A 12555-nucleotide genomic window follows, 5' to 3' on the forward strand; every position below is an offset into this window, starting at 1 on the left:
AACTAGCTTTCCTTGGCAGCGTTCAGTGATTCCCGGGCGGCGTCGGCAACAGCGTCGGCGGTGAAGCCGAACTTCTCAAAGAGCTCCGCCGCCGGTGCGGAGGCACCGAAGTGTTCCAGGGATACAGTGCGGCCGAAGGTACCGGTGTACTTGTGCCACGGCATCGAGATGCCAGCCTCCACGGAGACGCGAGCGCGGACCGAGGAGGGAAGGACAGATTCGCGGTAGGAGGCGTCCTGCTCGTCGAACCACTCCAGGCACGGAGCGGAGACAACGCGCGTTGCCGTGCCTTCAGCCTCGAGCTGCTTGGCGGCTTCTACCGCGAGCTGAACCTCGGAACCGGTGGCGAGGAGAATGACGTCCGGGGTTTCCTTCGATGCTTCAACGAGGACGTAGGCGCCGCGGCGAACACCTTCGGCGGCCTTCTCCTTGGTGCCCTCGAGCACGGGCAGGTTCTGTCGGGACAGCGCCAAACCCTTCGGCGCTGCCTTGTATTCCATCGCCGCGGCCCATGCCTGGGCAGTTTCGTTGGCATCTGCCGGACGGATGACGGAGAGATTCGGGATGGCACGCAGTGCTGCGAGGGTTTCTACCGGCTGGTGGGTCGGGCCGTCCTCACCCAGACCAATCGAGTCGTGGGTCCACACGTAGTAGGTATCAGTAGACATGAGCGCACCGAGGCGCACAGCCGGGTACTGGTACTCGGAGAAGATGAGGAAGGTACCGCCGTAAACGCGGGTATTACCGTGCAGCGCGATGCCGTTCATGATTGCGGACATGGCGTGCTCACGAATACCGAAGTGCAGGTTGCGGCCGTAAGGCGTGGCCGTCCAGGCACCCGTGGTGATGGACTCCGGGCCGAAGGAATCCGCGCCCTTGATGACAGTGTTGTTGGAACCCGCCAGGTCGGCGGAGCCGCCCCACATCTCCGGCAGGGAGGCTGCGAGCGCTTGGATGGCGGCCTCAGAGGCCTTGCGCGTGGCCAGAGATTCGCCTGCCTCCCAGGTGGGAAGGTCAGCGGCGAAGTCAGCCGGAAGTTCCCGGGCCTGGAGGCGGTCGAAGAGCTTCTTTTCCTCCGGGTGGGCCGCAGCCCATGCGTCGAACTTCTCCTGCCATTCGGCGTGCTTTTGTGCACCGCGGGCAGTCAGCTCGCGGGTGTGAGCGAGGACTTCCTCGTCGATGTGGAAGGACTGTGTGGGATCGAAGCCGAGGACTTCCTTGGTGGCGGCGACCTCATCCTCACCGAGGGCGGCGCCGTGGACGCCACCGGTGTTCATCTTGTTCGGTGCCGGGTAGCCGATGACCGTCTTCACACGGATGAAGGAAGGCCGGGAGGTCTCGGCGCGGGCAGCAGCAGCGGCTGCCTCGATGGCTTCAACGTCCTCGCCGGATTCGACGGTCTGCACATGCCAGCCGTAGGCCTCGTAGCGCTTGGCCACATCCTCATTGAAGGCAATGTTGGTGTCGTCCTCAATGGAGATGCGGTTGTCATCCCAGAAGACGATGAGGTTGCCGAGCTTTTGAGTGCCTGCCAAGGACGAAGCCTCAGCAGTCACGCCCTCTTGAAGGTCTCCGTCCGAGGCGATGACGTAGATGAAGTGATCGAAGGGAGACTCGCCCGCTGGGGCGGAAGCGTCGAACAATCCGCGCTCCTTGCGCGCTGCCATTGCCATACCAACCGCGGAGGCCAGGCCCTGGCCCAGCGGGCCGGTGGTGATTTCTACGCCGTCAGTGTGGTGCACCTCCGGGTGGCCGGGCGTCTTGGAACCCCAGGTGCGCAAGGACTTCAGGTCCTCCATCTCGAGGCTGAAGCCACCGAGGAAGAGCTGAATGTATTGCGTCAGGGACGAGTGTCCGACGGAAAGGACGAAGCGGTCGCGCCCGGCCCAGTGGACGTCTGCTGGATCGTGGTTTAGCACGCGTTGGTAGAGCGTGTAGGCCAACGGGGCCAGGGACATAGCGGTACCCGGGTGGCCGGAGCCGCAGTTCTGGACTGCGTCGGCAGCGAGCACGCGAACAGTATCCACAGCGCGGGTATCGAGGTCACTCCAGTCCGAAGGGTAGCGGCGCTGGACCATAGCCTGCAGTTCCGGGGACAACTTATCGTGCGACACGGCGAAAACCTCACTTCGCTTCTGGAAACAGATATACCGTTTATCAGTGTAAAGGTTTTTCGATCCTCGGCGGGGGATTATAGAAACCAGGTTTCGGACGGTAATCTGGCATGGTTGACGCCGTTGCTCCCTGCTATCGGCCAGTGGCCGGCGAGTTTTCTCCGGAGAATGATCTGGATTCTCGCCACGAGGTTTTCAGGATGTGTTCTAGACGTCCTTGGGAACTTTCTAGCACGAGCAGACGACCACTACTTCAGATCAATAAGCCATTCACCCACGTGCCGGATTTACGGAGGACTGTTCCTTGGAGACTATCAAGGCCTATTTTGCGCTAACGAAACCGAGGATCATTGAGCTCCTCCTCGTGGCAGCAATCCCGGCTATGCTCCAGGCCCAGCGTGGATTCGAGGCGGTGTCGTCGAATTTCTGGCTCATCTTATCCACCATCTTTGGTGGCTGGATGGGTGCCGCAGCAGCCCACACGTTCAACAACGTTGTGGACTATGAAATCGATCAGAAGATGCAACGCACGCGCGCTCGTCCGCTGGTGCGCAAGACCATTTCGCGCCGTAATGCCGCCGCCTTTGCCTGGGGCATGCTCGCGCTGTCCGTCTTTTGGTTGGGCGTGCTGGCGCATTCTTGGCTGGCCGCGTTCTTCGTGCTGTTGACCAACTTTTTCTACGTCATCGTCTACACGAAGTTTCTCAAGATGCGGAATTCCCAGAACATCGTGTGGGGCGGTCTCGCTGGCTGTATGCCCGCCATGGTGGGCTGGGCAGTGATTCGGGATAACGCGCCCGCGGGGGAGCCCGATAAGTGGTGGCAGGCCGTGGTGTTGTTCCTCATCATTTTCTTCTGGACCCCACCACACACGTGGGCACTCGCAATGAAGTACAAAGAGGACTACCGCAAGGCTGGGGTACCGATGTTGCCCGTTGTTGCCGGAGAAGTGGAAGTAACTCGCCAAATCGTTTGGTACACAATCGGAACGGTCATCGTAACCTTCCTCATCATCCCGGCCGCTTCGTGGATCTATCTGGTGGCCGCGGTGGCTTCCGGTGCGGTCTTCCTGTGGATGGCCATCAGCCTGCACCAAGGAGTAAAGAAGGGCGCAAAGGTCAAGCCCATGCGCCTGTTTATCTACTCCAACAACTATCTGTCAGTTCTTTTCATCGGCCTGTCCATCGACGCCATCGTGGGTTGGGAGCCCATCGGGCGCATGCTGGGTTGGTCAGCCACGCTCTTTTAATTAGCTAGTGTTTATCTAGCTATTCTTCCTCCCGCACGCGCAAAACAATTGAGCCGGTGGTCTTGCGCTCTTGGAGGTCGCGGTGGGCCTGAGCGGCTTCTGCAAGCGGGTATTCTGCAGATACGCGGAAGTCAAGCTCGCCGTCGATAACCGCCTGCACCACGGCCTGAGCGCGCATCTGGAACTCGCCTTCTTGGGAGGTCCAGGCGCCGAGTGAGGGGCGGGTGAGGAAGATGGAGCCGTGCTTATTCAGCAGCTGCGGATCCATGGGCGGGACTGGTCCCGATGCGGCGCCGAAGAGCGCCACAGTACCGCGCGGGCGCACGACTTCGAGGGACTCGCCGAAGGTCGCCTTGCCGACGCCGTCGTAAACCACGTCGACCCCACGCCCACCGTTGTGGCGGCGTACCTGTTCGGCTAGGCCACTGCTGTAGCGGAAGACACAGTCAGCACCTGCGTTATAGGCCAGTTCTTCTTTCTCGTCCGTGGAGACCACTGAGTAAACGGTGGCGCCGAGGGACTTGGCCATCTGCGTAAGGACTAGGCCGACGCCGCCCGCACCGGCGGTAATGAGGCACGATGCGCCTTCCCCAAGCTGATATACACCGTGAGTGAGGTAGTGTGCCGTCATGCCTTGGAGGAGCATGGACCCTGCGACGGCGGACGGGATCTCATCCGGGACGGCCACCACGCGGTCGCGCGGCACACAGACTTGCTCGGCATAGGAACCGAATGCGTGATCCCAGGCAACCATCGTGCCCGGGGCGATCTCCCCCTGGGGATCGTGCACAACCCGGCCGGTGCCTTCGAGGCCGAGGATGAAAGGCACAGAGGCGTTGTAGATGCCTTCGCGGTAGTAGGTGTCGATGTAGTTGACGCCGGCCACGGAGACGTCGACAAGCAACTGCTCCTGCGATGGCGTGGGGGAATCTACCTCGGCGTAGGTGAGGACCTCAGGCCCTCCGGTCGTGGTCACCTGAATAGCATGCATGGTGTCTAGGCTAAACGACACCCCGGCCCCCGCGCAGCAAAAGCGCCGCCTTCCTCCTAGCGTGGTGGGGAAGACGGCGCTGTGAGCACCTACCGGGTTGTCCTAGCTTTGGGTTGCGGAGTTGCTTTCGACACCAGGTTGAGTAGCGCTGGAAGAAGCAGCTTCAGTGGTGCGGACGCGGCGCAGTCCATGCGCCCACAGTAGGGCGGTGAAGGCCGTAACCACCGAGGACATCCCAACGTGGAAGGGGACTGTCCAGCGTGGAATGTGCAGGTAGAACTGCGTTACGCCAAGAGCCCATTGGATGACGATGCAGGCAATGAGCACCCAGCCGGCCTTCCTGGCCGCCTTGGGTGCACCAGTGCGGTGAAGGAGGAAGACCACAATGAGGGTCAGTGCCAAGTAAACGTACATGCAGATAGCGTGGATGACGGCCATGCCATAGGTATCGACACCGAGGCGCCCCTCCATGCCCACGCCAGCGTCGCCGGAGTGTGTTCCAGAGCCGGTGACAAAGGTACCGGTGAGAAGCACGATGGAGAGCGCTACCGCAGCAACGACCGCGAGCGTGCGCACGGCGGCGGGGAAGAGGCGAGTAGGGGTTCCGTCATCGGGTTCGTTGATGCGGGAGAACAGCATGGCCGCAATCCACACCAGGGCCATAGAGGGGAGGAAGTGAATTGCCACACTCCACCAAGAAAGCTTCAGCACGACCGACAGGGCACCAATGAGTGCCTGCACGAAGATACCTGCGAGCCCCGCCCAGGCATAGACCTTGAGCTCCTTGCGGCGCTGCGCCTTGTGAACGGCCACAATGCTGGCGATGGCCGCCGCCGCCACAACAAAGGTCAGCAGGCGGTTACCAAACTCAATGGCCTGGTGCAGCATGGGGGCCGCGCCCTGGATAGGAACGAGGGAGCCGGGGTGGCAGTTGGGCCACGTCACGCAACCAAGGCCGGAACCGGTCACGCGGACGATGGAACCCGATACTGTAATGCCAGCCTGACAGATTAAGAGGACGAGTGCGATAATGCGCTGTGTCTTCAGCGAGGGGCCTGCAGGACTTGTAGCAGGCGCAGGGGTGCGTTGAGAAGAAATGTTGGCAGTACTCACGGGTACTCAGCCTACCGTTCGGCACCGCTTCGAAACCAAAATCAGTATGTGCGTCACGCCGTGCAAGGGAGAAGAATCACTTTTAGCCCTCGAAGCGGAACCAACGCACCGCTGCAAACGACGCTACCGCTGACCACCCGATGAGGACGAGGATCTCAAAGACAGGGAATGCTCCTTTAAGAGCGATGTCGAGCCCACCGGCCATCGCCACAGTGGGCACGAGCGTGAGCACTCCATTATCGCCCAGACCCTGGGAATACATCACCCAGCCGACGGTACCGAGCAGAATGAACCAAATGAGGTTGGACACCGCCAGGACAGCCTCTGAACTGAGGGTCCCGCCGAGCAGCAAGCCGAGCGCTGTAAATGTGGCGACACCAAACGCCAACACCACCACACCGATGGCGGCACCGCCGGCAGTAATATGCAGCCCGAGGATGGCAGCTGCTGTGCCCAGTACAAGGACTTGAAGTACCACCATTGAAAGAACGCCAAGGATCTTTCCCACCACGATGGCCCAAGCCGGAACTCCTGATGCGCCCGTTCGTTTGAGCGCGCCATAGCGACGGTCGAAAGCCAGAGAAATAGCTTGGCCGGTAAACCCAGAGGATGTAGCGCCGACGGCTAGGACCATGGGGAAGATCTCCTCTACGCCGTGGCCCGTACTGTCCTGCATCTTGGCGGCGCCGATCAGGATAGCGAGCGGAATGATGATGCTCAGTAGCTGTTGCTCGCCGTGCCGCAGCATCAGCTTTGACTCGATTGCCCCTTGGGCACGGGCCATGGCGGCAACGCCAACGCGCTGCGGATTCGGGCTGAATGTGCCGGGTGCGAAGGTGCTCATGGAGCTTCTCCTTGATCAAACAAAGTGGTAGGTGTCAGATGCGGGCTAACTGCGCATCTCGCGGCCAGTGAGATCTAGGAAGACCTCTTCGAGGTTACGGTGCGAGGTTTGCAGGTTGCGGAGGACAATGTTGTGCGCGGCTAAGAACGTGGCGAGCGCTGCGATGACCTCTGGGCTGACCGAAGAGGTAAGGCGGTAGTGGAGGGGGCGGGTAGCGTCGGCGGAGATGCCTGCCTTACGCAGCGCCTCAAGGTCCACTGGAGTCGCGGTCTCAAAACTCACCTGTGGGATATCAGCGGAACTCGTCAGCGACGCTGCGGTGCCGCTGGCGACGAGCTGGCCGTGATCAATAATGACCACGCGGTCGCTGAGTGCTTCCGCTTCATCCATGAGGTGCGTGGTGAGGATGACTGTCACGCCATCTGCACGCAACGCACGGATGAGATCCCACACGGCAAGGCGCGATTGCGCGTCCATACCTGCCGTGGGTTCATCGAGGAAGACCAATTCTGGACGTCCAATGATGGCCAAGGCGAGAGAAAGCCGCTGTTGCTGCCCGCCCGACAAACGGCGGTAACTATTCTTTTCCACCGCGCGCAGCCCTAGGGTATCCAGTAGCCATTCCGGGTCTAAGGGATTGTCGTTATAGGAGGCGCTAAGTTGCAGCATCTCCTTAACCTTGATTCCGGAATAAGAACCTCCGCCCTGCAGCATGATGCCAATGCGGGCGCGCACCGCGTCAGGGTTGCGTGCAGGGTCAAGCCCCAGAACCTCAATGTGACCGGAGGTGGGTTTCTTAAATCCTTCACACATCTCGATGGTGGTTGTCTTGCCCGCACCATTGGGGCCAAGCAGACATAGAATCTCGCCGTAATTAGCGCGGAAACTCAGCCCATTAACCGCGTTGACGTCGCCATAGGTCTTTTTGACGTTTTCTAGGATGAGAGCCGATCTAGTCACGGGCAGTTAGTTTAAGACACGCACGCCCGCTCGGCGCAACGCAACCCACCCCGCAGCGATCAGTGCTACGAACGTCACCACAGCGGCTAGGTAGATAACGAAGACCGTGCCTGGGGGCAGGCCTAGCCCGCGCGGTAGGACGATGAAGCTCATCAACCCGGAGTAAATCATTACCGCCATACGGAAGAAACGCCGGTTTGCCCATGCCGCGAGCGGCAGCACGGCCCACAGGATGTACCAAGGCTGGACGACGGGGAAGAAAACCACGAGCGCGAAGGTGGACACACCGAGTCCGCCCACCGGGTGGATGGCTCCGCGGAAGGTCGCATACAGCATGCGGAGCATAAAACCGGCGGCAATGATGACGCCGACAGTGCGGGTGACGCTGAGAATGGCCTCGGTGTGATCGCCCAAACCCAACAGCATCCCGAGGAAGCCGGCGCCGACGCCCACGGAGGTTGTCGCAGAGAGCCAGGAACGGATCGTAGCCGCGCCGCCTTGACCAAAGATCCATCCAATATCGATACCCGTGATTATCGTGACTGCCGCAATAGAGACGGCGAGCAGAAGCAGCTGGGCGAGACCGGCGCCAAGGACCGCCCGGACGGCGGGCACACCGTGCTTGTCAACGAGCCCGCGAGCAGCCGCCATACCGACAAACCCAAGTCCAATAAAGCCGGTAACTTTCACCATGCCGGCGCACGAAATGAGGACGCCAGACGCGATGAACAGTGCCCATACCCGCCAACGGGCGGCGTGGGAATCGTTGACAGCCCGAAGGCCCAATTCCACTCCGACGAGAGCCAGCCCTAGCATGAAGGATTCATTGTGAATGCCTCCTACCAGGTGAAGGATGGTCAAGGGGTTGAGGATGCCGAGCCAGAGTGCGGCCTCCGGCGCCACCCGGCAGCGGGCGGCAAGACGCGAAATGGCCCAGCCAGCAGCGATAATGCCGACGAGGGAAAACACTCGGTGCAGGACTACACCCCAGATGATGGAGTCGTGGGTGAGCCAGCTGACCAATGCGGCCAGTCCTAACGCCACAGGGCCATACGGGGAGGGGGAGTTTGCCCAGATGAATGGGACGGAACGGGCAAGGTCGTTATCGGCACCCAGCAGTTCGACGGGGCCTGCGGAATAGGGATCGAGGCCTTGCAGCACGATGGATCCGTTGGCCAGGTAGGAGTAGATGTCTTGGGTGAAAAGGGGAGCGGTGACCAGTAGTGGAAGTACCCATCCCAGCCAGGTTCGCCACATCTGGCTTTGCGTCAGCACTCGTGGGGAGTGGCTAAACCTCGTATCTTCCCCGTCGCCCGTTAGCTTTGGATTGTGCTCGGCCTTGCGCAGGCGCAGTGGTGCTCCCACGAGTGGGGCCATACAAATCCACGCGGTCACCATGAAACCGACACCGATAAACACGATGGCGGAGGAAGACTGCAGCATTCGTGACATGAGTGAACCGAAAGGTAAGGACTCATACGGGTTTCCCACCACTGGGAGCGCGCCGGCGCCCAGGCCGCCGAGTGCAATGAGCAATGCGCCGATCGTGCCGAGCCAGCGAAGCGTGAACAGTGTACGCAGCTGGGAGATGGTGCGGCGGTGGGCGTCGCCAAGCGCGGCGTGATCTGCGCCCTCGGCGGAGTCGGGGAAGTCTTGGTGAAGGAGCGCGGAACGGGAACCAGGAACACCCATGCGGGGAAGCTCATCGCGCACGCCCCAGATGACGCGGGGCAGTCGCCCCGATCGGGTGTAGTCGCGTTCCATATTCATGACTGTCTACCTTAGCGGCTCAGTGGTGAGCGGGAACTAGCTGCCCGCGACACGAAGGAAAGAGTGGAAATTGGGAATGAATTAAGGAACACTAGTGTTGTCTAAACAGGGAATGATTCACTCAAGGAGGTGTGCACCGTGACGAAGGAGTTACCCAGGGAGACTCGCTCGACCGAGGGCGATACTCGCCGCCACGTCATGTTGTTGCTTCTCAAGGACGGCCCGGTGACGGCGTCGTACTTAGGTGAACGCCTAGGTCTCTCTGCAGCCGGCATACGCCGGCACTTAGACATTTTGGTGGAGGAAGGACTCACCGAGGTTGTACACCGCCGCCCAGCAGCCCGCCCCGGGCAGTCGGCAGGCCGTGGTCGCCCCGCCAAGCACTTCCGCCTCACGGATCAAGGCCGTGCCCAATTCGGGCACGCCTATGACCAACTGGCGGCGGAAGCACTCACCGCGTTGCGCGAAGCGGGAGGGCCCGAGGCGGTCCGGCGCTTTGCCAAGGCCCGCTTCGAGCGGCTCGTGGAAGACGTGACCCCTTTGGTAGAGGAGGAAGAATCCGTACCTGAGGTGGCACGCCAGCTGGCCGCTGTGCTTGATGCACACGGCTACGCGGCCACGGTGACATCGGTGGGAAATGGAGTGCAGATTTGCCAGCACCATTGCCCGGTGGCCCATGTGGCTGCTGAGCATCCGGAGTTGTGTGAAGCTGAACAAGAAGTTTTCTCCGCGCTATTAGGCAAACATGTGCAGCCCTTGGCCTCCATCGCGGATGGCCACGGAATCTGCACCACGAATATCCCCTTAAAACCTGTCCCGCCGTCTGCGGTGGAACGGGAAAAAGACTAATCAACATAGAAAGGAGCGGGCTTTGACACAGGCACAACCAGCACCAGGGCTTGAGACCAAGATGAGCGATGATGAGATCATCTCCTCCATCGGTGGATATGACTACGGCTGGCACGATTCGGACGCGGCCGGCCAGGCAGCACACCGAGGGTTGAGCGAAGACGTCGTCCGCGATATCTCGGAGAAGAAGAACGAGCCGGAATGGATGCTTGAGTCTCGACTCAAGGCACTGCGCGTTTTCAACAAGAAGCCGGTGCCCACGTGGGGTCCGGATCTGTCCGACATCGACTTTGACAACATTAAGTACTTTGTCCGCTCCACTGAGAAGCAGGCCCAAACCTGGGATGACCTGCCGTCAGATATTAAGGAGACCTACGACAAGCTGGGTATCCCGGATGCCGAGAAGAAGCGTCTAGTCTCCGGTGTTGCCGCCCAGTACGAGTCTGAGGTGGTCTACCACAAGATTCGTGAGGACCTCGAAGCCCAGGGCGTTATCTTCGTCGATACCGATACCGCTGTGCGCGAGTACCCGGAGATCCTCCAGGAGTACTTCGGCACGGTCATCCCGGCCGGTGACAATAAGTTCTCCGCGCTGAACAATGCCTGCTGGTCTGGTGGCTCCTTCGTCTATGTGCCGAAGGGCGTCCACGTGGACATCCCGTTGCAGGCTTACTTCCGCATCAACACGGAGAACATGGGCCAGTTCGAGCGCACCCTCATCATCGTGGAAGAGGACGCCTACGTCCACTACATCGAGGGCTGCACCGCTCCGATCTACAACTCGGACTCACTGCACACCGGTGTCATCGAGATCGTCGTGAAGAAGGGCGGCCGCTGCCGCTACACCACCATTCAGAACTGGTCCACCAACGTCTATAACTTGGTGACCCAACGCGCCAAGGTGGAAGAGGGCGGCACCATGGAATGGGTTGATGGCAACATCGGTTCCAAGGTCACCATGAAGTACCCCTCCTGCTGGCTGACCGGCGAGCACGCTAAGGGCGAGGTTCTCTCCCTGGCATTCGCGGCGGACAACCAGGTGCAGGACACCGGCTCCAAGATGGTCCACATGGCGCCGAATACCTCCTCCAACATTGTGTCCAAGTCGGTGGCTCGCAATGGTGGCCGCGCCGCTTACCGTGGTTTGGTGCAGGTCAACGCCAACGCTGCCAATTCCACGGCCAACGTCGAGTGTGACGCGCTGCTGGTGGACAATAACTCGCGTTCGGATACGTATCCGTACAACGATATCCGCAACGACCACGTCACCTTGGGCCATGAGGCGACCGTTTCGCAGGTCTCTGAGGAGCAGTTGTTCTACCTCATGTCCCGCGGTATCGCCGAGGAAGAGGCCATGGCGATGATCGTGCGCGGCTTCGTTGAACCGATTGCAAAGGAGCTCCCCATGGAATACGCATTGGAGCTCAACCGTCTTATCGAGCTGCAGATGGAAGGATCGGTGGGCTAAGTGGTAGCTTCCAACGAATTTAATCCTGCTGACGTCACCAAGGGTGACCAGTTCACGTCATTCAATGTGGAGGACTTCCCGGTCCCGCATGGCCGCGATGAGGTGTGGCGCTTTATCGCCCTGCGTAACCTGCGGGGCCTGCACAACGGTGAGTTTGCGCCGGCGACCGCACAGAAGATCGACGTCACCGCTCCGGAAGGCGTAACCTCCGAAACCGTCGCGCCTGACGACGCCCGCCTCGGCACCGCTGGCGCCCCTGCTGACCGCGTTGCCGCACAGGCCTGGACTTCCATGCCGGAAGCACAGGTTGTCACTGTGGACGCTGAGGCACAGTTGGACCAGCCGGTGGAGATCACCATTACCGGTGCTGGTGAGGGCGTGACCTCCTTTGGTGCGACCTCCATCCACGTGGGACACCACGCCGAAGCCACCATCGTGCTGAAGTACGTCGGCTCCGGCACCCACGCGGACAATGTTGAATTCGTGTTGGGCGACGGCGCCCACGTCACCGTCGTCGTTGACGCTGATTGGGAAGATGACGCCGTCCACCTGTCCCACCAGATCGCGAAGGTGGGCCGCGACGCCGTCCTGCGCCACAACACCGCCATCTTCGGCGGCGAGATTGTGCGCCTCGTTCCACGCGTGGTTTTCGACGCCCCGGGCGGCGATGCCGAACTGCTGGGCGTCTACTTCGCCGATGCCGGCCAGTACTTTGAGAACCGTCTGCTGGTGGACCACGATGTGCCGAACTGCCGCTCCCGCGTTTTCTACAAGGGCGCGCTGCAGGGCGCTACGTCCGCGCAGAAGGCCGAGGCTGGCTCCGCTTCCCGCACCCCGGAGGCCCGCACCTGCTGGGTCGGTGACGTGCTCATCCGCAAGAACGCGAACAACACGGACACCTATGAGACGAACAACAACCTGATTCTCACCGAGGGCGCACGTGCAGACGCCATCCCGAACCTGGAGATCCAGACCGGTGAGATCGTCGGCGCCGGCCATGCCGCAACTGTGGGCCGCTTCGATGACCTCGAGCTGTTCTACCTCATGTCCCGCGGCATTCCGGCCGCCGAGGCACGCCGCCTCATCATCCGCGGCTTCTTCTCCGAAGTCATCTCACGCATCCCGGTCGAGTCCCTGCGCGAGGAACTGGAATCCCGCGTCGTCGACGAGCTCGCCAAGATCAACGCTTAAAACTCC

General features: G+C 60.9%; 10 protein-coding genes. 4 read left to right on the plus strand and 6 right to left on the minus strand.

Annotation, left to right across the window (positions count from 1 at the left end; all coding sequences use genetic code 11):
• Positions 1-2 precede the first annotated feature (2 nt).
• Positions 3-2078: a transketolase gene (gene tkt, locus HMPREF2698_RS10650; protein ID WP_198531016.1), complete on the minus strand. Its 2076-nt coding sequence runs from the start codon at positions 2076-2078 to the stop codon at positions 3-5.
• A 340-nt stretch (positions 2079-2418) separates the two neighbouring features.
• Between tkt and HMPREF2698_RS10655 the strand changes: the two genes are divergently transcribed.
• Positions 2419-3363, plus strand: coding sequence for a heme o synthase (locus HMPREF2698_RS10655; RefSeq protein WP_070564465.1), 945 nt, complete (start codon positions 2419-2421; stop codon positions 3361-3363).
• Positions 3364-3382: 19 nt separating this feature from the next.
• Here HMPREF2698_RS10655 and HMPREF2698_RS10660 read toward each other — a convergent pair whose 3' ends face one another.
• The 5 genes from HMPREF2698_RS10660 to mptB all read right to left on the minus strand — a co-directional run bounded on the left by HMPREF2698_RS10660 (position 3383) and on the right by mptB (position 9041).
• Complete coding sequence (locus HMPREF2698_RS10660) at positions 3383-4354, minus strand: quinone oxidoreductase family protein (RefSeq protein ID WP_070564669.1); 972 nt, start codon at positions 4352-4354, stop codon at positions 3383-3385.
• Positions 4355-4456: 102 nt separating this feature from the next.
• Positions 4457-5467, minus strand: a complete 1011-nt coding sequence (locus tag HMPREF2698_RS10665; protein ID WP_070564468.1) for a COX15/CtaA family protein — start codon at positions 5465-5467, stop codon at positions 4457-4459.
• Between the two features lie 82 nt (positions 5468-5549).
• Entirely contained in the window at positions 5550-6311 is a 762-nt protein-coding gene (locus HMPREF2698_RS10670; RefSeq protein ID WP_070564470.1) for an ABC transporter permease, read from the minus strand.
• A gap of 45 nt (positions 6312-6356) precedes the next feature.
• Positions 6357-7271: an ABC transporter ATP-binding protein gene (locus HMPREF2698_RS10675; RefSeq protein WP_070564473.1), complete on the minus strand. Its 915-nt coding sequence runs from the start codon at positions 7269-7271 to the stop codon at positions 6357-6359.
• A gap of 6 nt (positions 7272-7277) precedes the next feature.
• Entirely contained in the window at positions 7278-9041 is a 1764-nt protein-coding gene (gene mptB / locus HMPREF2698_RS10680; protein ID WP_070564476.1) for a polyprenol phosphomannose-dependent alpha 1,6 mannosyltransferase MptB, read from the minus strand.
• A gap of 198 nt (positions 9042-9239) precedes the next feature.
• Here mptB and HMPREF2698_RS10685 point away from each other — a divergent pair, with 198 nt between their 5' ends.
• From HMPREF2698_RS10685 to sufD, 3 genes are read left to right on the plus strand one after another with little or no spacing between them, the layout of a single operon-like run.
• Positions 9240-9890 carry a helix-turn-helix transcriptional regulator gene (locus HMPREF2698_RS10685; protein ID WP_154736555.1) on the plus strand — a complete coding sequence of 217 codons (651 nt, stop codon included), beginning with the start codon at positions 9240-9242 and terminating at the stop codon, positions 9888-9890.
• A gap of 22 nt (positions 9891-9912) precedes the next feature.
• Positions 9913-11358, plus strand: a complete 1446-nt coding sequence (gene sufB / locus HMPREF2698_RS10690) for a Fe-S cluster assembly protein SufB (RefSeq protein ID WP_070524260.1) — start codon at positions 9913-9915, stop codon at positions 11356-11358.
• Complete coding sequence (sufD, locus tag HMPREF2698_RS10695) at positions 11359-12549, plus strand: Fe-S cluster assembly protein SufD (protein ID WP_070564479.1); 1191 nt, start codon at positions 11359-11361, stop codon at positions 12547-12549.
• Positions 12550-12555 lie beyond the last annotated feature (6 nt).

The sequence above is a fragment of the Corynebacterium sp. HMSC072A02 genome (genome assembly GCF_001810085.1).
GTDB classification, from domain to species: Bacteria; Actinomycetota; Actinomycetes; order Mycobacteriales; family Mycobacteriaceae; genus Corynebacterium; species Corynebacterium hesseae.